Here is a 25,739-nt window from a genome sequence, read left to right on the forward strand (position 1 = left end):
CTAATTTGAAACTTTCGTCACCGATACACGCTTGCGTCCTCCCACACGGGGAATGCGCCTCTCTATAGAAGGCACTCTCAGCAGCATCAACAACCCACCGATGACCGCGTACACCGTCCATTCCTTGAGGTCTGCCCGAACTATCCACAGAAAATGCAGCAGCCCCAGACCCAGGATCACGTAAACAAGCCGGTGCAGCTTCTTCCACCGCGCGCCCAAGCGGCGCTGGCTGTAGCGGTTGGAGGTCACCGCCAGTGCCAGCAGCCCGACAAGCGCCAAACTCCCAACAATGATGTAAGGGCGCTTGCGCAACTCGACGCCCAACTGCCCCCAGTCCAACCCGAGGATAAAGAACAGGTAGGCACACAAGTGCATCAGCACATAGGCAAAGCACCACAGGCCGAGCTGCCGGCGCACCACGATCCAGCCAGACCAGCCTGTCAGCTTCTGCAACGGCGTCATGCAAAGCGTTACCAGCAGCATGACCAGAGCACCCTGCCCCATCCTGTCCACCAGCACCTTGCCCGGATCGGGGCCCAGCGTATCGAGCACAGCCTGGGCCAGCCAGTACAGCGGCCAGACACAAGCCAACAGAAAGGCCGCGAAACGAAACAGTGGATAGCGCATCAGTAGTTCTTCCGCAGGTCCAGGCCGCTATATAAAGAAGCCACTTCGTCTGCATAGCCGTTGAACATCTGCGTATCGCGAACGTTGGGGCTGAACAGGCCGCTGGGCAGCCTGCGCTCACGGGCCTGGGTCCAGCGCGGGTGGTCCACCGTGGGGTTCACGTTGGCATAGAACCCGTACTCTTCAGGCGCGATGTTCTGCCAGGTGGTGCGCGGCTGCTGCTCGACCAGGCTGATACGCACGATGGACTTGATGCTCTTGAACCCATACTTCCACGGCACCACAAGGCGCAGCGGCGCACCGTTCTGGTTGGGCAGTTCGCGGCCATACATGCCCACCGCCAGGATGGCCAGCGGGTTCATCGCCTCATCCAGTCGCAGCCCTTCCACATAGGGCCAGTCGATCAGGGCGAAGCCCGAACGCTGCCCGGGCATGTGCCTTGGATCCTGCAGGGTTTCGAAGCGGATGTACCGAGCCTTGGAGGTCGGCTCCACCTGCTTGAGCAATGCCGAAATCGGAAACCCCAACCAGGGGATCACCATCGACCAGGCCTCCACACAACGCAGCCGGTAGATGCGCTCTTGCAACTGATAAGGCTTCATGAAGTCTTCGAGCGCATAGCGGCCCGGCTTACCGACCTCGCCATCCACCACCACCGTCCATGGCGAAGTCGGCAGCGCACCCGCATTGGCAGCAGGGTCGCCCTTGTCGGTTCCGAACTCGTAGAAGTTGTTGTAGTGCGTCGCATCCTTGAACGGCGTGATCGCTTCACCCTTGACCGTTACCGCCTGCCATTGGGTGCCCGGCAGTTTTTCGGCAAACCAGTTGGGGGCAGCACCGGCGTCGACGTCCGCATACTGCGAAACCTCGGCGGCAGCGGCCCAGCGCGGCAAGCTGCCGACCGCCAATGCAGCCGCAGTGCCACCCAGCAGAGCGCGTCGGGAGAGATAGAGGGACTCAGGCGTGATTTCCGATTCTTTGCAGTCGGAAGGCCGGGACAGCTTGATAAGCATAAAGACTCCGTAGAACCGGTGAGCTGATGCACCAGTAGACTACGGAGCCTTGGGGAAATTACATCACTGCTCGGTGGTTTTCTTGCGACGCGAACGCAACAGGTACTGGATAGGACCCGACGCGGCATACGCGAGGAAAATCAGCAGCAGAATGCGTGGCGGATCGCTGAACACCACCGCGAACACCAGCACCACCACAAGGATCGCCACAAACGGCACCCGCCCCTTTAGGTCCAGCTCCTTGAAGCTGTTGTACTTGATGTTGCTGACCATCAGCATGCCGGCAGCCGCCACCAGCAGCGCCACCAGGAACGAGAGCTTGGAACCCTGGATGCCATAGTCGCTGAACGCCCACACCGTACCCGCAACCACGCCGGCTGCCGCCGGGCTGGCCAGGCCGATGAAGTAGCGCTTGTCGGCCTTGCCGACCTGGGTATTGAAGCGTGCCAGGCGCAATGCCGCACCCGCCACATAGATGAAGGCGACCATCCAGCCGACCTTGCCCATGTCACCCAGCGCCCAGCCGAAGGCCAGCAACGCCGGGGCCACGCCAAAGGCGACCATGTCGGACAACGAGTCGTACTCGGCGCCGAAGGCGCTCTGGGTGTTGGTCATGCGGGCAACACGCCCGTCCAGACCATCGAGCACCATGGCGACGAAGATCGCGATGGCAGCGAAAGCGAAGTACTTGCTCGCTTCGCGCGGATCACCGGCACTCAGGGCGCTCTGCGCACTCATGGAGTTGATGATCGAATAGAAACCGGCGAACAGGTTCGCAGTGGTGAACAGGTTGGGCAGCAGATAGATGCCGCGATGCCGTACCTTGCGTCCTTCGGCGTCATGCCCTTCTTCAACATGCTCATCGATCGGTAGCAGGCTTTCGGCGTCAGAGGCCTTGTTCGGCTCTTCGGGACGTTCGCTCATGGACATTACCTTGCAACGGTTTGGAAAGTTTCGACAGACGTCTGCGACGAGGGTTCGCCGGCAAACGATGAAGCTTTATACCAGAAGCTGACTGCCTAAACGAAAAAACGCGGCCGAAGCCGCGTTTTCATCGCATCAGATCAAGATCAGTTCTTGGCCTTGTCGACGATTTTGTTCGCTGCGATCCAAGGCATCATCGAGCGCAGTTGCTCGCCGATGACTTCGATACCGTGGGCAGCGTTGTTGCGACGCTTGGCGGTCATCGAAGGATAGCCGGTAGCGCCTTCGCTGATGAACATCTTGGCGTATTCGCCGTCCTGAATGCGTTTCAGGGCATTGCGCATGGCCTGACGGGATTCGGCGTTGATGACTTCAGGGCCGGTCACGTACTCGCCGTATTCGGCGTTGTTGGAGATCGAGTAGTTCATGTTGGCGATACCGCCTTCGTACATGAGGTCAACGATCAGCTTCAGTTCGTGCAGGCACTCGAAGTAGGCCATTTCTGGCGCGTAGCCCGCTTCAACCAGGGTTTCAAAGCCGGCCTTGACCAGCTCGACGGTACCGCCGCACAGAACGGCCTGCTCGCCGAACAGGTCGGTTTCGGTCTCGTCCTTGAAGGTGGTTTCGATGATGCCGGTACGGCCGCCACCAACGCCTGCGGCGTAGGACAGGGCAACGTTCTTGGCATTGCCGGAAGCGTCCTGGTAGATGGCGATCAGGTCAGGGATACCGCCGCCTTTCACGAACTCGGAACGCACGGTGTGACCAGGCGCTTTTGGCGCGATCATGATCACGTCCAGGTCAGCACGTGGAACGACCTGGTTGTAGTGGATAGCGAAACCGTGGGAGAAGGCCAGGGTGGCGCCCTTCTTGATGTTCGGCTCGACTTCGTTCTTGTACAGCTGCGACTGGAACTCGTCCGGGGTCAGGATCATGACCAGGTCGGCACCGGCAACAGCGCTTGCCACGTCAGCCACTTTCAGGCCGTGGGCTTCGGCTTTGGCAACGGTGGCCGAACCTTTACGCAGACCGACAGTGACATCCACACCGGAGTCTTTCAGGTTGCACGCTTGAGCGTGGCCCTGGGAACCGTAACCGATGATGGCAACTTTCTTGCCCTGGATGATCGAAAGGTCGCAGTCTTTGTCGTAGAAAACTTTCATGAAAATACCCCTGGTTATCTCGGCCCTTTCAGGCCATTCGCTAATTTTTTGAGTTAGATGCTGAGCACTTTGTCGCCACGGGCAATGCCGGTGACACCACTGCGTACTGTTTCGAGAATGGACGCGGTACCAATCGACTGGATGAAGCTGTCCAGCTTGTCGCTGGTGCCCGACAGCTGCACGGTATAGACCGTGCTGCTGACGTCGACGATCTGTCCACGATAGATATCGGTGGTGCGCTTGATCTCGGCACGCTGCGCACCCGTGGCCTTGATCTTGACCAGCATCAGTTCACGCTCGATGTGCGCGCTTTCCGACAGGTCGACCAGCTTGACCACTTCAACCAGCTTGTTCAGGTTCTTGGTGATCTGCTCGATCACCTCGTCATGACCAACCGTGGTCAACGTCAGGCGCGACAGGGTCGGGTCTTCGGTCGGGGCGACGGTCAGGCTTTCGATGTTGTAGTTGCGCTGCGAGAACAGGCCGACCACACGGGACAAGGCACCTGGTTCGTTTTCCAACAGCAGGGAAATAATGTGCCGCATGATTAGGTCCGCTCCGTCTTGCTCAGCCACATATCGCGCATCGAGCCGTCTTTGATCTGCATCGGGTAGACGTGCTCGCTGTTGTCGACCTGGATATCGATGAACACCAACCGGTCTTTCATGGCGAAGGCTTCCTCGAGCTTGGGCTTGAGGTCCTTCAGGTCGGTGATGCGAATACCCACGTGACCATAGGCTTCGGCCAGCTTGACGAAGTCAGGCAGCGATTCCATGTAGGAGTGCGAGTGACGGCTGTTGTAGGCCATGTCCTGCCATTGGCGAACCATGCCCAACACGCCATTGTTCAGGTTGACGATCTTTACCGGCAGGTCGTACTGCAGGCAGGTAGAGAGCTCCTGAATGTTCATCTGGATGCTGCCCTCGCCGGTGACACAGGCAACGTCCTGGTCCGGGAAGTTCAGCTTGACGCCCATGGCCGCCGGGAAACCGAAGCCCATGGTGCCCAGGCCACCGGAGTTGATCCAGCGGTTCGGCTTGTTGAAGCGGTAGTACTGCGCCGCGAACATCTGGTGCTGACCCACGTCGGAGGTGACGAACGCATCCCCCTTGGTGACTTCGCACAGGGTTTCGATCACGGTCTGCGGCTTGATGACGCTGCCATCGCCCTTGTTGTACGGGAACATGATGCCGTCGCCACGCCATTCGGCAATCTGTTTCCACCAGGCATCCATCGCCGCCTGATCAGGCTTCTCGCCGATTTCGCGCAAGGTGGCGAGCATTTCGCTCAACACGCTCTCGACCGGACCGACGATAGGCACATCGGCCTTGATGGTCTTGGAGATCGATGCCGGGTCGATGTCGATGTGGATGACCTTGGCATTCGGGCAGAACCGCGCCGGGCCGTTGACCACACGGTCGTCGAAACGCGCACCGACGGCCAGGATCACGTCGGCATGGTGCATCGCCAGGTTGGCCGTGTAGCTGCCGTGCATGCCGAGCATGCCCAGGAACTGACGGTCGGTGCCCGGATAGCCACCCAGCCCCATGAGGGTATTGGTGACCGGCAGGTTGAGCAGTTGCGCGACCTCGGTCAACGCAGCCGAGCCACCACCGAGGATCACGCCACCGCCGGAGTAGACGATCGGACGCTTGGCGGCCAGCAGCATCTCGGCGGCCTTGCGGATCTGACCCGAGTGCCCGCGAACGGCCGGGCTGTAGGAGCGCAGCTTGACCTTTTTCGGGTAGACGTACTCGAACTTCTCGGCCGGGTTGGTCATGTCTTTCGGAATATCGACGACAACCGGGCCAGGACGACCGGATTCAGCCAGGTAGAAGGCTTTTTTCAGGATTTCAGGAATTTCCGAGGCATGTTTGATCATGAAGCTGTGCTTCACGATCGGCCGCGAGATACCGATCATGTCGGTTTCCTGGAAGGCATCGGTACCGACCATGGTGCTGGGCACCTGACCGGAGAGGATGACCATCGGGATGGAGTCCATGTACGCCGTGGCAATACCGGTGATGGCATTGGTGGCACCCGGACCGGAAGTCACCAGTACCACGCCGGCCTTGCCGGTGGCACGGGCATAGCCGTCGGCCATGTGGGTTGCCGCCTGCTCGTGGCGAACCAGGATGTGGCTTACTTCCGGTTCCTTGAACAGGGCATCGTATACATGCAGGAGAGCACCGCCAGGGTACCCGTAGATGTGCTTAACGCCTTCGTCACGCAAAAAGCGGACGACCATTTCAGCGCCAGATAAAAGCTCCACGTTGTTCACCTCTAAAACGCCAGAATACCGTCCAGGCAGGACGGGTCTTAATAGGTTTACTGCCAAGCAGAGCATGAGCGACGAAATCGCCGACTACGTCAGCACTGACTGAGCAAGTATTGGGAGCGCCCCAAAGTGTTGCGGGGTTTTCCCACCCAGCGCGAGGTAACGCGTTGCGGGGTGTAACAGGTCGGCGCGGGTGTGCGCCTCATGATCTGCTTAGCGGGTCTGCTTCTGGCAGTCCCTCTACAGCGGAAACTGGATTCTTCTGATTCTGCGTCTGCAAGTCAAGAAAAATTATTGCCAATTTTTCCAAATGACGATCCGCAGCCACCACGAATTACAAAGACAGCAGCAGAAAAACAAACTTCAGAAACAAAAAGAGCCACAATCTGCGGCTCTTAGGGTGAAAATAGGGAAATTCAGGCAGAAGCACTGATCAATTGGTCAAACTCTGCTAATAGACGACGCAACTCGCGACTTTCTTGCGGCCGATCCACGTACACCGTTTCAGCCATCACCAGGATGCCCGAGGCACTGGGCAGCGGCGCACCGTTTTCGAGTATCTGTTTCATCTTCGGCAGAAAGATCCACTGCAGCCACTGATCGAAGTTCATGGCGTCGACGGCGAACGGCGTGGTGCTGGCCAGGGCTTGCGCACTGGGCGCCTCGGCGGACCACCAGCCCTGCCTGTGCAGCTCGTGCTCTATCAGCAGCAGGTGGTCTGCAATCGCCAGGATGCGAGCCTCCATTACAGGCTGACCTTGGCTTTCTGGCGAGCCAGCGCGGCGCCGGCGGCGTCACCCTGCTTGTCGCGCGCCTGGGCGATGATGTCCCACAGGCCGGCCTGCAGATCGGGGCGACCGTTGGCGTAGGTCAGGGCACGTCGCGCCAGCTGTTCGGACTGCGCCGCATCGCCCTGGGCCAGTCGCACCTGGGCCAGACGGTAGAGTACCTGCGGTTCACGCGGGGCAATGCGCTGGGCACGCTCAAGGCTGGACGAGGCGCCGTTGAGATCGCCCCCGGTCTGCTGCGTCTGCGCCGTGGTCAACAGCGCCAGCACCGGGCCATCGAGCTGTTCGTCAGCCGAGAGGCCGCCGCTGCCGGCGTTCGAACTGGGAATGCCGGTGGGTGCGCTCGGTGCGCTGTAGCCACCGCTGCTGGTGCTCGGGAACGGCGCCGAATTCTGCGGGCCTGGGGTAATCGGCCCGGTGTCGATCGACGCTGGCCCGGTAGGCGCCGCAAAGGTCTGGATCGGCTCGGAGCCGGCGCCCTGGGGCACCATCACCGTCACCCCGGAATCCTGCGGCATCGCCTGCGCCTGGCGAGTACCGGTGTTCACGGCAGCGCCGGCACGGTTGGCCGACACTCGCTCGCTGTTGGAAACCCGCGTCCCTGAATCCACTACGGGGATCGAGCCACGCTGCACGCTGGCGCAACCTGTAAGCAAAGCCAGTGCCGTCAAGGCAGGAAACAACCACTTGTTCACGTCACACCCTCTTTGCTGTGCTTTGGCTTAATTCATCCAGCCCTTGACCCAGTCCATCACGGACTCGGCAGGTGCCTGCTCGCCGCCACAGGCGGCGCCGGCCACTGGCTCACTGCCGCGAATATACGGCATCTGTACCGCGCCCGGGCAGCTGGCATCGGAACCTTGGCCGGTATGCGGATCGACCCAGGCCTGCACCACGTTGTCAGGCTGTGGCATGTCCAGCGGCAGCGGGTCGGCCTTGCGCATGAAGCTGGTCCAGACCTGCAACGCGCCGGTGGCGCCGGTGAACGGTGTCTTGCCGTTGTCATCGCGACCCAGCCACACCACTGCCAGCAGGTCCTGGCTGAACCCTGCGAACCAGCTGTCACGCGAATCGTTGCTGGTACCGGTCTTGCCGGCCAGGTTCAACGAACTGGGCAATACACTGTAAACCGAGCGCCCGGTACCTTCACGCATCACCCGCTGCATGGCGTTCTGCACCAGATAGATGGACCCCGGGTCGAACGTCTGCTGGATCTGGAACGGGTAGCGCTTGAGCGGCTCGCCCTCGGCGGTCAGCACGCTGCGGATGCCTCGCATCGGCGTGTTGAAGCCGCCATTGGCCAGGGTCTGGTACATGGTCGCAACCTGCACCGGCGACATGCCCCCGGCACCCAGCAGCATCGACGGGAAGGCCGGCCAGTCGACGTTGACACCCAGGCGGCCAATGGTCTTGAGCACGTTGGGCACGCCCACTTCCAGGCCAAGCTTGGCGGTCGACAGATTGTAGGAATTGGCCAGCCCCTGGTACAGGAAGATCGTGCCATGGGCGCGCCGGTCGTAGTTCTGCGGCTTCCACACCTGGCCGTCGGCGCCCTTCACCGAGAAGGGTTCATCCTGCACCCAGCTGGTGAGGGTGAACTGGCTCGGTTTTTCCAGCGCGGTCAGGTACACCGCCGGCTTGACCAGCGAGCCGATGGGACGCACGGCGTCGATGGCACGGTTGAATCCGGCAAACCCGGCCTGGCGGCTGCCGATCAGCGCCTGCACCTCCCCGGTTTCCGGGTTGGTCACCACCATCGCCGCCTCGACTTCGTCCGCCCCCTTGCGCCCGCTGAGGCGCTTGAAGGTTTCGTTCATCGCCGCTTCGGACTTCATCTGCAGGATCGGGTCGAAGCTGGTGAAGATACGCAGCCCCTCCTCGGTCAAGTCTTCGTCACGGTAGTCCTGGCGCAACTGGCGCTTGACCAGATCGAGGAAGCCGGGGAACGAGCTGTCCGCCAGGCTGCCGCGCTTGGTCACACCCAGTGGCATTTTCTTCGCGGCCTCGACCGCTTCGGGGGTCGCCACGCCCTGCTCGGCCAGCAGGTCGAGCACCAGGTTGCGACGCGTCAGCGCGCGTTCCGGGGAACGACGCGGATTGTAGTAGGACGGCCCCTTGACCATGCCCACCAGCAGCGCCACCTGGTGCAGCTTGAGCTCGGACAGCGGCTGGCTGAAGAAGAACTGACTGGCCAGGCCGAAACCGTGCACCGCACGCTGGCCATCCTGGCCCACGAACACCTCGTTGAGGTACGCCTCGAGGATGTCGCGCTTGCTGTAGTGGGCTTCGAGCAGCAGCGCCATCATCGCTTCGTTGAGCTTGCGGCTGAGGCTGCGCTCGTTGGTCAGGTAGAAGTTCTTGACCAACTGCTGGGTCAGGGTACTGCCGCCCTGGCGCATGGCGCCGGACGAGGTGTTGACCCATATGGCCCGCGCAATCGACTTGGGCGACACCCCGAAGTGGTGATAGAAGTCACGGTCTTCCACCGCCACCAGGGTTTCGAGCAGATAGGGCGGCGCCTGATCGAGCTTGATCAGGATGCGGTCTTCGAGGTTCTTCGGGTAGATGCCGCCGATCAGCAGCGGCTCCAGGCGCACCACGTCGAGCTTCGAGCCATTGGTACCGCTCAGGCCGGCAACGTAGTCGCCCGAGAAGCGTACGCGCACGCCCTGGGCTTTTTCCATGCCTTCATAGAACTGGAAGCCGCGGGTATTGAGGTCGATGGTGTTGCCATTGACCGAGGCTGCGCCCGGGCCGTTGGCCACGCTTTCGCGGCGATAGCCCAGGGCATCGAGCTCGATCAGGAAGTCGTTCTTGCTCAGCTTCTGCCCGACGAACAGCTCGAGCGGGCGTGCGTAGACCTTGGCCGGGATGGTCCAGCGTTTGCCGGAGAATTTCTCCTGGACCACGGCATCAAGGTAAACCGCAAAGCCGGCCAGCACCACAAGGCCGACCAGGCTGAGCTTGAGGGCCCAGCCCAACCAGGCGCGCGCGCGGCCAGAAGGGCGTTTTTTAGAGGTACGGGAAGATCGGGTACGAGTCATGGCGGCGGATTATACGCACTTTATGGCTTGTCGACAGACGCCCTCCGGCGGTTTGCAGCGGCCCCGCTTGCCGCCATAATGGTCGATTCGAATCTCCCACGACCCAGAAGGATCGACCGTGAGCCAAGCCTTGATCGCCGCCCTGCAAAACCCGGCCCTGTTTGCGCACCCTGTAAAGGAATTCCAGGTCATCGAGACGCACATTTCCTGGGTGCTGCTCACGGGCGAATACGCCTACAAGATCAAGAAACCGATGAACTTCGGCTTCCTGGACTTCACCGAGCTGTCGGGTCGCGCGCATTTCTGCGCCGAAGAACTGCGCCTCAACCAGCGCCTGACCGACGACCTGTACCTGGAAGTACTGCCCATCACCGGCAGCGTCGAGGCCCCGCAGTTGGGAGGTGACGGCGCGCCGATCGAGTACGCGCTGAAAATGCGCCAGTTCCCCCAGAACCAGATGCTCAGCACGCTGCAGGCCAATGGCGAACTGACCGCTGCGCATATCGACCAGATGGCCCGCCAGATCGCCCAGTTCCACCTGGCCGCACCGAAAGTGGCTGTCGAACACCCACTGGGCACGCCCGACAGCGTGATGGCCCCGGTTGAACAGAACTTCGAACAGATTCGCCCGTTCCTCAGCGACAAGGCCGACCTGGTGCAGCTCGATGCGTTGCAGGCCTGGGCGCGCAGCAACTTCGATCGACTGCATGGCCTGTTCGAAACGCGCAAGGCCGAAGGTTTCATACGCGAGTGCCATGGCGATATCCACCTGGGCAACGCCACACTGATCGACGGCAAGGTGGTGATTTTCGACTGCATCGAATTCAACGAACCCTTCCGCCTGACCGATGTGTACGCCGATACGGCGTTCCTGGCCATGGACCTGGAGGACCGCGGCCTTAAGTCGCTGGCGCGGCGCTTCATCAGCCAGTACCTGGAAATCACCGGCGATTACGCCGGCCTCGAACTGCTGAACTTCTACAAGGCCTACCGTGCGCTGGTACGGGCCAAGGTCGCGCTGTTCAGCATGCCGGCCGACGCCGATGGCGTACAACGGGCCACCACCCTGCGTCAGTACCGCAACTACGCCAACCTGGCCGAGAGCTACAGCGCCATCCCGTCGCGCCTGCTGGCAATCACCCACGGTGTGTCGGCCGTTGGCAAAAGCCATGTCGCCATGCGCATGGTCGAAGCACTGGGTGCCATTCGCCTGCGCTCGGACGTTGAACGCAAGCGCCTGTTCGGCGAGCAGGCCGAGCAGGCCGCCGGTCAGCTGCAACAAGGCATCTACGCCGATGACGCCAGCCAGAAGACCTACCAGCACCTGCATCAGCTGGCCGGGACAATCCTGCGCGCGGGGTTCCCGGTGGTGATCGATGCCACCTACCTCAAGCAGGCACAGCGCCAGGCCGCCGCCGACGTTGCCAGCGAAACCGGCGTTCCCTTCCTGATCCTCGACTGCAATGCACCGGACGCCGTGATCGCCAGCTGGCTGGCACAGCGCCAGGCCGACCAGAACGACCCGTCCGACGCCACCCTGGAAGTGGTCGCCGCCCAGCAAGCCAGTCGCGACCCGCTGACAGGCGAAGAGCTGCTCAAGGCCAAGCGCGTGGAAACCAACGAAAGCGGCAGCCTGGATGAACTGGTCAAGCAGATTCGCCAGCGCCTGCCCGGCCTTTAAAACGGCGAGGGCGTGAAGCAGTCCACACTTCACGCCTCAATCTCGGGCGCCTCCGCACAGTGGCACTATAATGCCATCATCAGGCCACACAAGGAGGCGCCCTCATGAACCAGCCACGCCAGCTCGACAGCGCGCTATACGCTCTGGTGCACAAGGAACACATCGCGGAATTCAATCGTGAGAAGCCCAGGAACGCCATTGTCGACTTCAAGGACGGTGACTTTCGAGGGCTGGACCTGCGCAAGCTGGACACCGAGGGCATCGATTTCAGTGGTGCCTACTTTCGCGCCTCCGACCTGCGTGGGCTGGACCTGCGCGAGAACTGCCTCGAAGGTGCCAGCCTGGCCCATGCGCAGATCTCCGGCACCTACTTCCCCGCAGAACTGAGTGCCGACGAGATTCTGATGTCGGTCAATTTCGGCACCCGCCTGCGTTATCGCACCCGCTGAAAGCATCTGCCGACAGCTACCGCCTGGCAACGCCGGCGGTGGCTGCAGGCCCCGCCGTGCGCCGCCCATGGCAAAACGCCGCGTATTTTCCAACTGCCGCTACACTCCTTCTTGACCTGCCCACGAATCAATCTCCAGGACCCGTTCAGCCGTCGCAAGGAGGCTTGATGAACGATGAACTTCAGCATCTGAAAAATCTTGGCAAGACGTCGGCGCAGTGGCTGCATGCGGTGGGCATCCACAGTCTTTCGGACCTTCGTCGGCTGGGCGCGGTGAACGCCTACCACGCGGTACGCAGCCGCGGCTTTCGTGCCTCGAAGGTGCTGCTCTACGCGATAGAAGGCGCGCTGCTGGATGTGCACTGGAACGACATCCCCGTTGAGCGCAAGGATGCGCTGAACAAACAGCTGGATGCCAAGGCGCCCTGCAAAAATAATTGAAATAAGCAGAATGAAAGGATTGACTTCGAAATGAGAATCGTTATGATTATCACAACTGGTCGCGAGACTGGTTGGATATTCTGAAAGACCTTGGTTCGGACTCTCAGATTATCTCCTCATCAGGCTAATCACGGTTATTGACCCGGCACTTTGCCGGGTCTTTTTTTGCCTGGGATTTGAGTTGCCTGTCATGGCCTATGCACTGGCAAGCCCACGAAAAGGGCCACCACACATTCACAGCCTGTATCACCCGCCCTTGCGCAGGCTCGCGCAGTAATCCTGCTCGGCCACGCCAGCGGTAAACCACACGTAATCGGCCATGCCTGCGTCCACCTTTTCCCCCACCTGCGCCAGCATCAGCACGCTGGTGCCCTGCTCTACCCCCAGGTCCAGCAGATGCAAGGGCACGCCCAGGTCGTTGCGCACGTGATAGGCCCCCGCCAACAGCAGGGCCGGCGTCGGCGCCTGCATCAGGCGCTGGGCGATTCGCCGGTCACGCTGCTGCTGTACCGCCAGCATGGCCGGCATCTGCGATTCAGGCAGCAGCCCGCAATGCCCTTCACGTACCTGGTCGAGCAAGGCCTGGGTAACCGCAGCGGTCGTAGCGTGCTGCCCCTCCAACTTCGGTAGCTGGCGGTAGATATCCCGCACCTCGGCGCGATCAAGGTTCGCCGCCAGCAACGGATAGGGCTGCCCCAGCGCATGGCGCACGATCGGGCCATACAGGGCCCAATCCCAACCTGATTGCCAGTGCAGCGCCGACACCAGGTCGACCGGTAGCGTGGGCTGCTGCTTGAGTGCATCCACCCGCGCCTGCTGCGCCGGCTCCAGCATCTCCAACAGCAGGCTGCCCTGCGGCCGTTGCTGCTCCAGCGCGCGTAACAACCACAACTGCAAGGCATGGTGATCGGGGTTGTCGTGCTGCTCCCCCACCAGTACCCGCGGTGCCGCAGCCAGGCGCCGGACCAGTTGCTCCGGTGTCAGTAACCGGCCTGTGCTCAACTCGCGGATCTGCCCCAGCTCGGCATGATCGCGCCCCTGCGGACCTTGCCACTGCGGCAGTGGCGCCAACGCTGCGCCAGACTGGCAAGCGCTCAGTCCCAACGCCAGCAGCAACAGGGTGCCAAACAGCAACGTGCGAGGCATGGGCGAGCTCCTAGCGGGCGATGATGAGCGGGTGCCCCCGCTCGGGGTGAGGTTGAACCAGTACTTCAAGGCCGAACACGGCGCGCAGCGCTTCGGGCCGAAGCACCTGTTCAGGGGTATCCAGCGCATGCGGGCAGCCACGTTCGAGCAGCAGGATGCGGTCACAATAGCGCGCCGCCAGGTTCAGGTCATGCAGGATCACCAGTACCGCCGCACCACGGTCGGCAAAGGCTCTGACCGCCTGCAACGTGGTGTGCTGATGCAGGGGGTCGAGCATGGACGTCGGCTCGTCGAGCAACAGCGTGCAGCCGTCGCCCCCTGGCCAGAGCTGCGCCAGCACCCGCGCCAGGTGCACTCGCTGACGCTCGCCCCCCGACAGCGCCAGGTAGCTGCGCCCCACCAGGTGCCCGGCATCCGCCGCCTCCAGTGCCTCGACCACGATTGCCTGGTCGCGCACCTGACCAGTGCGGTGGGGCAGTCGCCCCATGGCCACCACCTCCTCGACACGAAACGCAAAGCCCAGGCTTGAAGTCTGCGGCAGTACCGCCAGGCGTTGTGCCCGCTCATGCCCGCTCCAGTCGCCCAACGCACGCTCATCCAGCAGCACACGGCCATGATGGGCAGGCAATTCGCCGCACAACGCTGCGAGCAAGGTGCTCTTGCCAGCACCATTGGGGCCCAGCACACCCAGCACCTGCCCCGGCTCGATGCCCAGGGTGATGCCATCGAGCACCCGGGTCTGCCCGCGCACCACCTGCAGGTTCTCCACCCGTAGCATCAGGCACGCCCCCGTAGCAGCAGAAACAGGAAGAAGGGGGCACCGATAAATGCAGTGACGATGCCAATCGGCAGTTCTGCCGGCGCCAGTGCCAGCCGCGCGATCAGGTCGGCGAACAGCAGCAGCGACGCTCCGGCCAGCAGCGACGCCGGCAGCAACACGCGATGGTCGGGGCCGGACAACAGTCGCACCATGTGCGGCACCACCAGCCCGACAAAACCGATCAACCCCGCCGCCGCTACCGCCGCCCCCACGCCCAGCGCGGTGCAGAACACCAGTTCGCGCTTGAGTGTTTCGACCTCGATACCCAGGTGGCGCGCCTCCGACTCACCCAGCAGCAGGGCATTGAGCGCCTCGGCCCGGCGCGGCAGCCACCAGGTCACCACCACCGCCACCAGCAACAACGGCCACAGGCGCGTGTAGCTTGCGCCATTGAGACTGCCCAGGTTCCAGAACGTCAGCGTACGCAGCGTGGCGTCGTCGGCAAGATAAGTGAACAGCCCCACCACCGAGGCGGCCAGGGCGGTCAGGGCGATGCCCGCCAGCAGCATGGTGGCGACACTGGTCTGACCGTCACGCCGGCCCAACCGGTAGACCAGCGCGGTCACGCCCAGCCCGCCGAGAAAGGCGAAGATCGACAACAGATAGGGCGCGAACACCTCGGGCACGCCCCCCAGCCAGTTGCCGCCCACAATCGCCACCGCCGCCCCGAGTGCAGCACCGCTGGACACCCCGACCAGGCCGGGGTCGGCCAGCGGGTTGCGAAACAGGCCCTGCATCGCCACCCCGGAAATCGCCAGCACCGCGCCGACCACCAGCCCGAGCAAGGTGCGCGGCAGACGAATCTGGCCCAGGATCAGTTCGGCCTGCTCCAGCCCCTGGGCCTGAATCGGCACGCCTATCAGGCGCAGCCCGGCTCGCAGGGTGTCGAGCAACGGCAGGCTGACCGGCCCCAGTGCCAATGACAGCCACACCGCCAACAGGCACAGCAGGCTCAGGCCGATGAACAGAGCACGCGGTGGTACCAGTCGATTCATGGGGCCAGTTGCGCCTTGGCCGCCGGGTAGAAGGCTTGCGCCAGCGCTTGCAGGCTGGCCGGCTGACGCGGCCCGAGGCCGCCCACCAGCAAGGTCGGGTCAAGTTCGACCAGACGCTTGTCCCGTGCTGCGCGAGAGGCCGCCAGCGCCGGGTTTTCCTTGAGCAGGGCCTGCAGCGCCGCCTCGCCCGACAGGCTGCGATCGGCAAACACCAGCACCTGGGGGTTCAGCGCCGCCAGCGCCTCGACCGAGAAGTTCTTGTAGCCGTCATTGTCGGCCAGGTTGCGCCCGCCGGCCTGGCGAATCATCCAGTCGCCTGCGGTCCCCTTGCCCGCGATCATCGGCTTGGCACCGCCATGCCCCACCAGCAGAATCACGCCAGGGGCCGCCTGACTGCCCTGCACTGCCTTGATTCGTGCCGCCAGCCCGTCAAGCTGCTGCCGGTACTCGCCGAACAGGAGCTCTGCCTGTGCCTCGTCGCCCATCAGGCGGCCCAGTTGCCGGAGGTTGCCATGCACGGCCTGCAGCTCGGGCGTGCTCGAAAACAGCTCCACCTTCACCCCGGCCCCCCGGAGCTGCTTGAGCACCTCTGGCGGGCCCATTTCCTCGGTGCCCACCAGCAGGTCCGGGCGCAAGCTGAGCACCCCTTCGGCCGACAGCTGACGCTGGTAGCCGATGCTGGGCAGCGCCTTGAGGCTCGCCGGGTGCTGGCTGGTGGTGTCGACGCCCACCAGCCGCGACTCGCCGCCCAGCGCCACCACCCACTCGCTCAGCGCACCGCCGGCACTGACCCAGCGGGCGGCCAGGGGTTCGGCCTGGGCCGCCGAGTTGAAAACAAGCCCGATACACAGGGCGATCAGGCTGGCACGTCGGCGCATAGCAAGGCTTCCTTAGATGAAGGCGGACCGTTGTCCAGGTGGATAACGGTTGGGCAGTGCCCGTACTCGCGGTATAAAGACGCCGGGCACGGCTATTGCGGGCAATTTGATAATTATTTGCATTTGGACGTCAAGCCGACTCTCGTTTCTTCAAGTGAACCTACCCATGCACCTTCTTTGCCGCCCGTCCGAGCTGGGCGAGGGCCAGAGCCGCGGCTTCAAGGCCGCAGGCATCGACCTGTTCGGCGTACGTCGCCAGGGCCGCGTCTACCTGTACCGCAACCGCTGCCCGCATCGTGGCATCGGCCTGAACTGGGAGGCAGACCAATTCCTGGACCCCAGCGCCCAACTGATCGCCTGCGTTCATCACGGCGCACTGTTCGTGCCGGAGTCCGGTGAATGCGTGGCCGGCCCCTGTACCGGGGATGCATTGCAGGCCCTGGACTGCCGGGAAGACAGCCAGGGCATCTGGCTCATTACGTGAGCATCACCGGCAATGCGCGGTCGATGCTGATCTGCTCGCCGTCCAGGTGCACGCCGTAGGCCAGCACCTCGACACCTTCGGCTGCCGCTGCACGCAAGGCCGCGGCATAGGCGCTGTCGATTTCCTCGGCCGGGCGCACCGCATCGATGCCGCTCAGGTTCACGCAATACAGTTGCACCGCCCGCACACCCTGGCGCACCAGTGCCGACAGTTCGCGCAGGTGCTTGGCGCCACGTTGGGTCACCGCGTCGGGAAACGCCGCTATCCGCGAGCCGTCGAAGCCCAGGGTCACGCTCTTGACCTCGACATAGGCCGGCCCTGTGGGGTACTCCAGGCGAAAATCGATGCGGCTGCGTTCCTCGCCATAGGCCACCTCCCGCCGGAGCGCCGTGAAGCCGGCCAGCTCGGTGATGCGCCCGGCGTGCAGCGCCTCTTCGACGATGGCATTGGCCCGCCCGGTGTTCACACAGGCCAGCCGGCCTTGCGGGGTCTCGGCGATTTCCCAGGTGCCCGGCAATTTCCGCTTGGGGTCGCTGGACCGACTGAACCAGACCTTGCCGCCCTCCAGCATGCAGTTGAGCATCGACCCGGTGTTGGGGCAGTGGATGGTCATCTGTTCTCCGTTGGCCAGTTCGATGTCGGCCAGAAAACGTTTGTAGCGACGCAGCAGGCGCGCCTGCTCAAGTTCGGGGAAAAAACGCATCAGCCTTGCCAACTCCGCAAACCGCGGGCGATCCGCTCGACCGCCTGCTGCAGGCGCGGCAGGCTCTGGGTGTAGGCAAACCGCACATGGTGCCCGGCCTGGTGACGACCGAAGTCCAGGCCCGGGGTGAAGGCTACGTGCTCGGTTTCGAGGAAGTGTTGGCAGAACGCGAAGGCATCACCGCCGAACGCGCTGATATCGGCGTACAGGTAGAACGCCCCTTGCGGTTCCACCGCGATACCGAAGCCCAGCTCGCGCAGGGCCGGCAACAAGAAGTCGCGACGCCGCGCGAACTCGGCGCGACGCTCCTCGAAAATCGCCAGCGTGCGGGGTTCGAAACAGGCCAGCGCAGCATGTTGGGCCATGCTCGGCGCACTGATGTAGAGGTTTTGCGCCAGCTTCTCCAGGTCGGCGACCGCTGCAGGCGGCGCTACCAGCCAACCGAGGCGCCAGCCGGTCATGCCGAAATATTTTGAGAAACTATTCAGCACGAAGGCTTCGTCATCGACCTCCAGCACGCTGGGGGCGTCGATGCCGTAGGTCAGGCCGTGGTAGATCTCGTCGACCACCAGGTGGCCATTGTGCGCACGGGTGGCCTGCGACAGGCTGGCCAGTTGCTCGCGGTCGAGCACCGTGCCGGTGGGGTTGGCGGGCGAGGCCACCAGTGCACCGACGGTCTCGTTGTCCCAGTAACGCTCGACCAGGTCGGCATTGAGCTGGTAGTTGGCCTCGGGGCCGACCGGCACCAGTTGCGCACCGCCCTCGACCAGGCGCAGAAAGTGCCGGTTGCACGGGTAGCCCGGGTCGGCCAGCAGCCAGTGCTTGCCTGGGTCGACCAGCAGGCTGGCCGCCAGCAGCAATGCGCCCGAACCGCCCGGGGTGATCAGGATGCGTTGCGGGTCGATGTTCACCCCGTAACGCTGGGCATAGAACCCGGCAATCGCCTCGCGCAGCGCAGGCAGGCCGCGTGCCGCGGTGTAGCGCGTGTGGCCTGCGGCCAGGGCAGCCTGGCCGGCTTCGACGATGGGCGCGGCAGTGGTGAAGTCCGGCTCGCCGATCTCCAGGTGGATCACGTCATGCCCGGCTGCCTGCAGTTCGTTGGCCCGCGCCAGCAGCGCCATGACATGAAAGGGTTCGATGGCGCGACTGCGCGCACTGTAGGGCTGGGCCATGGCCTTCTCTCAAATGGGTCTAAAATGATGATTCTACCCATGCATGGGAACGAACGTGTGGGTAAAGCCGTGGTCAACCGGGGAGACAACCGGGAGTAGCGCGCCCCGATTCGATCTGGTAAGTTCGGCGGCTCGCAGTCGCAGGGCCGGCGGGCGCCGGAGATGGAGAAGCCTGCGCAATGGATTAGAAGAGTGAGAGGCGGTCTATTCATGTCCACCCAAGAAAAGAAACAAACCGTTCAAGCCGTTGGCGACTTCACCCCCTATGAAGCTGGTAAGGGTGAGGAGTACATGAGCGATGACATGCGGGCCCACTTTGTCTCCATCCTGAACAAGTGGAAACAGGACCTGATGAAGGAAGTGGATCGGACTGTAGACCACATGAAGGAAGAGGCAGCCAACTTTGCCGACCCGGCAGACCGTGCCAGCCAGGAAGAAGAGTTTGCGCTGGAACTGCGCAATCGTGACCGCGAGCGCAAGTTGATCAAGAAGATCGACAAGACGCTGCAACTGATCCAGGACAAGGACTACGGCTGGTGCGAAGATTGCGGTGTTGAAATCGGTGTCCGCCGCCTGGAGGCCCGCCCTACCGCCGACAAGTGCTTCGACTGCAAGAACCTTGCGGAAATCAAGGAAAAACAGGTCGGCAAGGCCTGACCTGAACAGAACGGGGCGCTCAAGGCGCCCCGTTTCATTTATGGCTGTCGGATCTACCCGCCTGTGATGAACACCCCGCGCTACATCGGGCGCTTCGCCCCCACCCCCAGTGGTTTTCTGCATTTCGGCTCGCTGGTCGCCGCCCTCGCCTCGTGGCTGGACGCACGCGCGGTGGGCGGGCAATGGCTGCTGCGCATGGAAGACATCGACCCGCCGCGCGAAGCCCCCGGCGCCCAGGCCGCCATCCTGCATACCCTGGAAAACTACGGCCTGCACTGGGACGGCGCAGTGGTGTACCAGAGCCAGCGTCACGACGCCTATGCCGCCGTGGTGCAGCGCCTGTTCCAGCAGGGCCTGGCGTACGCCTGTACCTGTTCGCGCAAGCAGCTGGAAGGGTACAACGGTATCTATCCGGGCCTGTGCCGCAACCTGGGCCACGCCCTGGAGGACGCGGCCATTCGCCTGCGCGTGCCCGAGCTGAGCTATCACTTCACCGACCGTCTGCAGGGCCGCTTCGAGCAGCACCTGGGACGCGAGGTGGGCGACTTCGTGATCCGGCGCCGCGATGGCCTGTACGCTTACCAGCTGGCAGTGGTGCTGGACGATGCCTGGCAAGGCGTGACCGATATCGTGCGCGGCGCCGACCTGCTCGACAACACCCCGCGCCAGCTGTACCTGCAGGAGCTGCTGGGCCTGTCGCAGCCGCGCTACCTGCATGTGCCGCTGATCACCCAGCCCGACGGGCACAAGCTGGGCAAGTCGTATCGCTCGGCACCGTTGCCGGCGGACCAGGCCACACCCTTGCTGTTGCGGGCCTTGCGTGCGCTCGGCCAACCGGTCGAGGCGGGCATGGCGCTGGGTACGCCGAGCGAGGTACTCGCGCACGCCGCCCAGCACTGGAATACCGACGCCCTGCCCCGGCGCCTGAGCGTGCCCGAAGCCGACCTTCACTGATCGCTGCTCACTGCTGACACAGGCGTTGAGCCCTTCGCTGGCAGGCCAGCGCCCATCGGTGCACCGTTGCCCTCAAGGCCAGTACAGAACCTGGGCAGCGAAGAGGCCGGAACAGCTTGCACAAAGCCCAACAAATTCAATTCGTTGGGCATTCTGGCGAAGGTCGTTTGCAGGCACCGGCCCTTCCGTTACCATCGACGCCGATTTGCGCCAATAATAAGCCCAGGCACGCAGCGTCCACAGCCAACGAGGCCCGCATGTACATCTATCGCTTGGTCCTGCTTCTGGTAGTGGGGATCTACCTGTTCTCCCCGGCCATCATGGACTGGTGGATCGAACCCACCGGCGCCTGGTATCGCCCCTACCTGCTGTGGCTGATCCTGATCGTCGTGACCTTTATCCTGCAGAGCCAACGTGATGCCGATGAGCTTTAGCCTGACCCAGATGATCCTGATCAGCGCCGCCTACCTGCTGGTGCTGTTCGGCGTGGCCTGGATCAGCGAGCGCGGCATGATCCCGCGCTCGATCATTCGCCACCCACTGACCTACACCCTGTCGCTGGGCGTGTACGCCAGCGCATGGGCCTTCTACGGTACAGTCGGCCTGGCCTACCAGTACGGCTACGGTTTCCTGGCCTGCTACCTGGGAGTGTCCGGTGCATTCCTGCTCGCCCCGGTGCTGCTCTATCCGATCCTGAAGATCACCCGCACCTACCAGCTCTCGTCGCTGGCCGACCTCATCGCGTTCCGCTTTCGCAGTACCTGGGCCGGCGCCCTCACCACGATCTTCATGCTGATCGGCGTGCTGCCGCTGCTGGCCCTGCAGATCCAGGCCGTGGCCGACTCCATCAGCATCCTCACCGGCGAGCCGGTCAAGAGTCGCGTGGCCCTGGCCTTCTGCGCCATGATCACGCTGTTCACCATCTTCTTTGGCTCACGCCATATCGCCACCCGCGAGAAACACGAGGGGTTGGTGTTCGCCATCGCCTTCGAGTCGGTGGTCAAGCTGCTGGCGTTGGGCGGTATCGGCCTGTATGCGCTGTACGGGGTGTTCGGCGGCCCGCACGAGCTGGAGGTGTGGCTGCTGCAGAACCAGACCGCCCTCGCCGCGCTGCACACACCCTTGCAGGAAGGCCCGTGGCGCACCCTGCTGCTGGTGTTCTTCGCCTCGGCCATCGTGATGCCGCACATGTACCACATGGCCTTTACCGAGAACCTCAACCCGCGCTCGCTGGTCAGCGCCAGCTGGGGCCTGCCGCTGTTCCTGCTGTTGATGAGCCTGGCGGTACCGCTGATCCTGTGGGCCGGGCTCAAGCTGGGCGCCAGCACCAGCCCGGAATACTTCACCCTGGGCCTGGGCATCGCCGCCAACAATCAGGCCCTTGCGCTACTGGCCTACATCGGCGGGCTATCCGCTGCCAGCGGGCTGATCATCGTCACTACGCTGGCGCTGTCGGGCATGGCGCTGAACCACCTGGTGCTGCCGCTGTACCAGCCGCCGGCCGAAGGCAACATCTATCGCTGGCTGAAATGGACGCGCCGCGCGCTGATCGTGGCGATCATCGCCGCCGGTTTCGGCTTCTATCTGCTGCTCGGCGCCCAGCAGGACCTGGCCAACCTGGGCATCGTCGCCTTCGTTGCCACCCTGCAGTTCCTGCCCGGCGTGCTGTCGGTGCTGTACTGGCCCACCGCCAACCGGCGCGGCTTCATCGCCGGCCTGCTGGCGGGGATCCTGGTGTGGATGGTGACCATGCTGCTGCCGCTGGTGGGCAACCTGCAGGGCTTCTACATTCCGCTGCTGAACATGATCTATGTGCTCGACGACACCAGCTGGCACATGGCGGCGATCGCCTCGCTGGCGGCCAACGTGCTGCTGTTCACCCTGATCTCGCTGTTCAGCAACGCCAGCGCCGAGGAAGTCGCCGCCGCCGAGGCCTGCGCCGTGGATAACGTGCGCCGTCCGCAACGGCGCGAACTGCACGCCGCCTCGCCGCAGGAATTCGCCACCCAGCTGGCCAAGCCGCTGGGCGCCAAGGCCGCGCAGAAAGAAGTCGAGCAAGCCCTGCGCGACCTGTACCTGCCCTTCGACGAACGCCGCCCGTACGCCCTGCGACGCCTGCGCGACCGCATCGAGGCCAACCTGTCGGGCCTGATGGGCCCCAGCGTGGCACAGGACATGGTCGAGACCTTCCTGCCGTACAAGTCGGGCAGCGAGAACTACGTGACCGAAGACATCCATTTCATCGAGAGCCGCCTGGAAGACTATCACTCGCGCCTCACCGGCCTGGCCGCCGAGCTCGATGCACTGCGCCGCTACCACCGCCAGACCCTGCAGGAGCTGCCCATGGGCGTCTGCTCGCTGGCCAAGGATCAGGAGATCCTGATGTGGAACAGGGCCATGGAAGAGCTGACCGGCATCCCCGCCAAGCGTGTGGTCGGCTCGCGCCTGACCACCATCGGCGAACCCTGGCGCGGCCTGTTGCTGGGGTTCATCAACGTGCCCGACGAGCACCTGCACAAGCAGCGCCTGGGCCTGGACGGGCAGACCCGCTGGCTCAACCTGCACAAGGCCGCCATCGACGAGCCCCTGGCACCTGGCAACAGCGGCCTGGTGCTGTTGGTGGAAGACCTCACCGAAACCCAGATGCTCGAAGACAAGCTGGTGCACTCCGAGCGCCTGGCCAGCATCGGCCGCCTGGCCGCCGGGGTCGCCCACGAAATCGGCAACCCGGTCACCGGCATCGCCTGCCTGGCGCAGAACCTGCGTGAAGAGCGCGAGGACGACGGTGAGATCACCGAGCTGAGCAGCCAGATCCTGGAGCAGACCAAGCGCATCTCGCGCATCGTCCAGTCGCTGATGAGCTTCGCCCACGCCGGCAGCCACCAGCACAGTGACGAACCGGTGTGCCTGGCCGAAGTGGCGCAGGATGCCATCGGTCTGCTGGCCTTGAACCGGCGTAATTTCGAAGTACAGTTCTTCAACCTGTGCGACCCCGAGCACTGGGTCGACGGCGATCCGCAGCGCCTGGCGCAGGTACTCATCAACCTGCTGTCCAACGCCCGCGATGCATCGCCGGCCGGCACGGCGGTACGGGTCAAGAGCGAAGCCAGCGAGCACACCGTCGACCTGATCGTCGAGGACGAAGGCAGCGGCATTCCGAAGAGCATCATGGACCGGCTGTTCGAACCCTTCTTCACCACCAAGGATCCGGGCGAAGGCACCGGGCTGGGGCTCGCTCTGGTCTATTCCATCGTGGAAGAGCATTATGGACAAATCACCATCGACAGCCCGGCCGATACTCAAAGCCAGCGTGGCACCCGGATCCGTGTGACCCTGCCGCGTCATGTCGTAGCGACGTCCGCTGTGAACTGAGACCGTCGAGAGAATTGAATCAATGCCGCATATTCTGATCGTCGAAGACGAAACCATCATCCGCTCGGCCTTGCGTCGCCTGCTCGAACGCAACCAGTACCAGGTCAGCGAAGCCGGCTCGGTACAGGAGGCCCAGGAACGCTTCAGCATTCCGAGCTTCGACCTGATTGTCAGCGACCTGCGCCTGCCCGGCGCACCGGGTACCGAGCTGATCAAGCTGGGCGAAGGCAAGCCGGTGCTGATCATGACCAGCTACGCCAGCCTGCGCTCGGCCGTCGACTCGATGAAGATGGGCGCAGTGGACTACATCGCCAAGCCCTTCGATCACGACGAGATGCTCCAGGCCGTCGCCCGCATCCTGCGCGACCGCCAGAACGCCCCCGCCGCCCCTGCCGAGCGCAGCAGCGCCGGCGCCAAGGCGGCCCCGGCGGACAAGCCGGGCAATGCCAATGGCGAAATCGGCATCATCGGCTCGTGCCCGCCGATGCAGGACCTGTACGGCAAGATCCGCAAGGTCGCGCCCACCGACTCCAATGTACTGATCCAGGGTGAATCGGGTACCGGCAAGGAGCTGGTGGCGCGCGCGCTGCACAACCTGTCACGCCGGGCCAAGGCGCCGATGATTTCGGTCAACTGCGCGGCGATTCCCGAAAGCCTGATCGAGTCCGAGCTGTTCGGTCACGAAAAGGGCGCGTTCACCGGCGCCAGCGCCGGCCGTGCCGGCCTGGTCGAAGCGGCCGACGGGGGCACGCTGTTTCTCGACGAGATCGGCGAACTGCCGCTCGAAGCCCAGGCGCGCCTGCTGCGCGTACTGCAGGAAGGCGAGATCCGACGGGTGGGCTCGGTGCAATCGCAAAAGGTCGATGTGCGCCTGATTGCCGCCACCCACCGCGACCTGAAGAACCTGGCCAAGGTCGGCCAGTTCCGCGAAGACCTTTACTATCGCCTGCACGTGATCGCCCTCAAGCTGCCCGCCCTGCGCGAGCGTGGCGCCGACGTCAACGAGATCGCCAATGCGTTCCTCGCCCGCCAGAGCGCACGCATCGGGCGCAACGACCTGAAGTTCGCCCATGACGCCGAACAGGCCATTCGTCATTACTCCTGGCCGGGCAACGTGCGAGAGCTGGAAAACGCCGTGGAGCGCGCGGTGATCCTGTGCGAAAGCCCGGAAATCTCTGCCGACCTGCTGGGCATCGACATCGAGCTGGCCGACCTGGAAGACGATGACGTGTTCGCCGGCCTGCCGTCTGCCGGCGGCGCCGCCAGCAACACCAGCCACGAACCGACCGAAGACCTGTCACTGGAAGACTACTTCCAGCACTTTGTACTCGAACACCAGGACCACATGACCGAGACCGAGCTGGCCCGCAAGCTCGGTGTCAGCCGCAAATGCCTGTGGGAACGTCGTCAGCGCCTGGGTATCCCGCGGCGCAAGAGCGGGGCCACCAGCGAAAGCTGAACCAGCACGCGCACCGGTGTTACCGGCAGGTAACACCAGGGCGTGTGAAAAAAATGTTACCTCACGCTGATCACGTAACAGAAACCGGGGCATACGGTAACGAATCCCCGGTTTTTTTATGCCCGTCAGCCGCCCCCAAAACCGCCTAACCCCTTGTTTTACTGGGGTTTGCAAAAGTTGGCACGGCACCTGCTATATGTTCGGTACAAGAACAATAACAAGCACTGCAAAAGACAATAAAAATAAGACGAATCGGCTCACGCACAATAAGAACAAGACGGCGGAGGCGCAGCTAACTGATTCTTTTGGAGAGGAGTTGTATTTGGGGCTTGCCCCACAACCAGGCAGAGAACAACAAAAACTGCACTCAAGCAGGGCCTGAACTGGTTGGATCGCATGATCACTGCAACCTCAGCGACCAAAGCAATCCGTTTGCTCTTGACTCCCGGTTAGGGAGAACACCCACAAGCCTTGCGGTTTTGTGGGTAGGGCACTCAACAAAAACAAGAAGCCCGGCAAAAGAACAATAAGAGCATGCAACTACTTCTTGGGGAGCTTCGGCTCCCCTTGTAGTTTCCGGCTTTCAGCCCGCCCGATGCACCCGCCTACACCATCCTTCGAGTAAATGCTAGAATCCCCGCCCATCATGCGGCCATTCTTCGTTTTTGGCCGAACATTCCTTCAAACAGTGC

At 63.1% G+C, this 25,739-nt stretch carries 24 protein-coding genes; 9 read left to right on the top strand and 15 right to left on the bottom strand.

The genetic code is table 11. From position 1 onward, the window contains the following. The 9 genes from msrQ to mrcB all read right to left on the bottom strand — a co-directional run bounded on the left by msrQ (position 1) and on the right by mrcB (position 9,837). Positions 1–627 carry a protein-methionine-sulfoxide reductase heme-binding subunit MsrQ gene (gene msrQ, locus DN388_RS18965; protein WP_255001645.1) on the bottom strand — a complete coding sequence of 209 codons (627 nt, stop codon included), beginning with the start codon at positions 625–627 and terminating at the stop codon, positions 1–3. Then, positions 627–1,640, bottom strand: a complete 1,014-nt coding sequence (gene msrP, locus DN388_RS18970) for a protein-methionine-sulfoxide reductase catalytic subunit MsrP (protein WP_255001646.1) — start codon at positions 1,638–1,640, stop codon at positions 627–629. The genes msrQ and msrP overlap by 1 nt, the downstream gene beginning before the upstream one ends. A 63-nt stretch (positions 1,641–1,703) precedes the next feature. Beyond that, positions 1,704–2,564: a CDP-diacylglycerol--serine O-phosphatidyltransferase gene (pssA, locus tag DN388_RS18975; RefSeq protein WP_043863786.1), complete on the bottom strand. Its 861-nt coding sequence runs from the start codon at positions 2,562–2,564 to the stop codon at positions 1,704–1,706. A gap of 146 nt (positions 2,565–2,710) precedes the next feature. Continuing rightward, positions 2,711–3,727 carry a ketol-acid reductoisomerase gene (gene ilvC / locus DN388_RS18980; protein ID WP_043863787.1) on the bottom strand — a complete coding sequence of 339 codons (1,017 nt, stop codon included), beginning with the start codon at positions 3,725–3,727 and terminating at the stop codon, positions 2,711–2,713. A 53-nt stretch (positions 3,728–3,780) separates the two neighbouring features. Further along, complete coding sequence (gene ilvN / locus DN388_RS18985; protein ID WP_043863788.1) at positions 3,781–4,272, bottom strand: acetolactate synthase small subunit; 492 nt, start codon at positions 4,270–4,272, stop codon at positions 3,781–3,783. A 2-nt stretch (positions 4,273–4,274) separates the two neighbouring features. Beyond that, positions 4,275–5,999 carry an acetolactate synthase 3 large subunit gene (locus DN388_RS18990; RefSeq protein WP_043863936.1) on the bottom strand — a complete coding sequence of 575 codons (1,725 nt, stop codon included), beginning with the start codon at positions 5,997–5,999 and terminating at the stop codon, positions 4,275–4,277. A 422-nt stretch (positions 6,000–6,421) separates the two neighbouring features. Beyond that, on the bottom strand, positions 6,422–6,751 hold the full coding sequence (locus tag DN388_RS18995) for a YqcC family protein (RefSeq protein ID WP_043863789.1): 330 nt from the start codon (positions 6,749–6,751) through the stop codon (positions 6,422–6,424). After that, entirely contained in the window at positions 6,751–7,488 is a 738-nt protein-coding gene (locus DN388_RS19000; RefSeq protein WP_078481315.1) for a hypothetical protein, read from the bottom strand. The genes DN388_RS18995 and DN388_RS19000 overlap by 1 nt, the downstream gene beginning before the upstream one ends. A 27-nt stretch (positions 7,489–7,515) precedes the next feature. Next, positions 7,516–9,837 carry a penicillin-binding protein 1B gene (mrcB, locus tag DN388_RS19005; RefSeq protein WP_054916525.1) on the bottom strand — a complete coding sequence of 774 codons (2,322 nt, stop codon included), beginning with the start codon at positions 9,835–9,837 and terminating at the stop codon, positions 7,516–7,518. Positions 9,838–9,955: 118 nt separating this feature from the next. Here mrcB and DN388_RS19010 point away from each other — a divergent pair, with 118 nt between their 5' ends. The 3 genes from DN388_RS19010 to DN388_RS19020 all read left to right on the top strand — a co-directional run bounded on the left by DN388_RS19010 (position 9,956) and on the right by DN388_RS19020 (position 12,407). Then, on the top strand, positions 9,956–11,518 hold the full coding sequence (locus tag DN388_RS19010; RefSeq protein WP_236177083.1) for a bifunctional aminoglycoside phosphotransferase/ATP-binding protein: 1,563 nt from the start codon (positions 9,956–9,958) through the stop codon (positions 11,516–11,518). A 104-nt stretch (positions 11,519–11,622) separates the two neighbouring features. After that, the gene (locus DN388_RS19015; protein ID WP_043863793.1) at positions 11,623–11,967 is read left to right on the top strand and encodes a pentapeptide repeat-containing protein; all 345 of its coding nucleotides are present in this window, start codon (positions 11,623–11,625) and stop codon (positions 11,965–11,967) included. A 167-nt stretch (positions 11,968–12,134) separates the two neighbouring features. Then, positions 12,135–12,407, top strand: coding sequence for a TfoX/Sxy family protein (locus DN388_RS19020; RefSeq protein ID WP_043863794.1), 273 nt, complete (start codon positions 12,135–12,137; stop codon positions 12,405–12,407). A gap of 246 nt (positions 12,408–12,653) precedes the next feature. On the opposite strand, the gene DN388_RS19025 is transcribed toward DN388_RS19020, so the two are convergent. The 4 genes from DN388_RS19025 to DN388_RS19040 are packed head-to-tail and all read right to left on the bottom strand — an operon-like array spanning position 12,654 to position 16,246. Next, positions 12,654–13,553 (bottom strand): ChaN family lipoprotein, encoded by a 900-nt coding sequence (locus tag DN388_RS19025; protein WP_255001657.1) that lies wholly within the window; start codon positions 13,551–13,553, stop codon positions 12,654–12,656. Between the two features lie 10 nt (positions 13,554–13,563). Continuing rightward, positions 13,564–14,331, bottom strand: coding sequence for a heme ABC transporter ATP-binding protein (locus tag DN388_RS19030; protein ID WP_043863796.1), 768 nt, complete (start codon positions 14,329–14,331; stop codon positions 13,564–13,566). Next, on the bottom strand, positions 14,331–15,314 hold the full coding sequence (locus DN388_RS19035) for an iron ABC transporter permease (protein ID WP_178075056.1): 984 nt from the start codon (positions 15,312–15,314) through the stop codon (positions 14,331–14,333). Before DN388_RS19035 ends, DN388_RS19030 begins: the two co-directional genes overlap by 1 nt. Positions 15,315–15,364: 50 nt before the next feature. After that, on the bottom strand, positions 15,365–16,246 hold the full coding sequence (locus DN388_RS19040) for a hemin ABC transporter substrate-binding protein (protein WP_255001660.1): 882 nt from the start codon (positions 16,244–16,246) through the stop codon (positions 15,365–15,367). A gap of 166 nt (positions 16,247–16,412) precedes the next feature. On the opposite strand from DN388_RS19040, the gene DN388_RS19045 reads away from it, so the two are divergent. Beyond that, positions 16,413–16,730, top strand: a complete 318-nt coding sequence (locus DN388_RS19045) for a Rieske (2Fe-2S) protein (protein ID WP_043863799.1) — start codon at positions 16,413–16,415, stop codon at positions 16,728–16,730. On the opposite strand, the gene sfsA is transcribed toward DN388_RS19045, so the two are convergent. Next, positions 16,723–17,433 carry a DNA/RNA nuclease SfsA gene (gene sfsA, locus DN388_RS19050; protein ID WP_043863800.1) on the bottom strand — a complete coding sequence of 237 codons (711 nt, stop codon included), beginning with the start codon at positions 17,431–17,433 and terminating at the stop codon, positions 16,723–16,725. The two genes, DN388_RS19045 and sfsA, sit on opposite strands and share 8 nt — an antisense overlap. Next, positions 17,433–18,605, bottom strand: a complete 1,173-nt coding sequence (locus DN388_RS19055) for a pyridoxal phosphate-dependent aminotransferase (protein ID WP_078481321.1) — start codon at positions 18,603–18,605, stop codon at positions 17,433–17,435. Before DN388_RS19055 ends, sfsA begins: the two co-directional genes overlap by 1 nt. A gap of 210 nt (positions 18,606–18,815) precedes the next feature. On the opposite strand from DN388_RS19055, the gene dksA reads away from it, so the two are divergent. The 5 genes from dksA (at position 18,816) to DN388_RS19080 (ending at position 25,047) form a co-directional block, all read left to right on the top strand. Beyond that, complete coding sequence (gene dksA / locus DN388_RS19060) at positions 18,816–19,262, top strand: RNA polymerase-binding protein DksA (protein ID WP_043863802.1); 447 nt, start codon at positions 18,816–18,818, stop codon at positions 19,260–19,262. A gap of 66 nt (positions 19,263–19,328) precedes the next feature. Beyond that, positions 19,329–20,216: a tRNA glutamyl-Q(34) synthetase GluQRS gene (gluQRS, locus tag DN388_RS19065; RefSeq protein ID WP_255001663.1), complete on the top strand. Its 888-nt coding sequence runs from the start codon at positions 19,329–19,331 to the stop codon at positions 20,214–20,216. Positions 20,217–20,473: 257 nt separating this feature from the next. Continuing rightward, complete coding sequence (locus tag DN388_RS19070) at positions 20,474–20,650, top strand: hypothetical protein (RefSeq protein ID WP_003250005.1); 177 nt, start codon at positions 20,474–20,476, stop codon at positions 20,648–20,650. After that, positions 20,634–23,588 carry a sensor histidine kinase gene (locus tag DN388_RS19075; RefSeq protein ID WP_162484883.1) on the top strand — a complete coding sequence of 985 codons (2,955 nt, stop codon included), beginning with the start codon at positions 20,634–20,636 and terminating at the stop codon, positions 23,586–23,588. Before DN388_RS19070 ends, DN388_RS19075 begins: the two co-directional genes overlap by 17 nt. A gap of 22 nt (positions 23,589–23,610) precedes the next feature. After that, complete coding sequence (locus tag DN388_RS19080) at positions 23,611–25,047, top strand: sigma-54 dependent transcriptional regulator (RefSeq protein ID WP_043863805.1); 1,437 nt, start codon at positions 23,611–23,613, stop codon at positions 25,045–25,047. Positions 25,048–25,739 lie beyond the last annotated feature (692 nt).

It is taken from the genome of Pseudomonas sp. S12(2018) (assembly GCF_024355235.1).
Lineage (GTDB): Bacteria > Pseudomonadota > Gammaproteobacteria > Pseudomonadales > Pseudomonadaceae > Aquipseudomonas > Aquipseudomonas palmensis.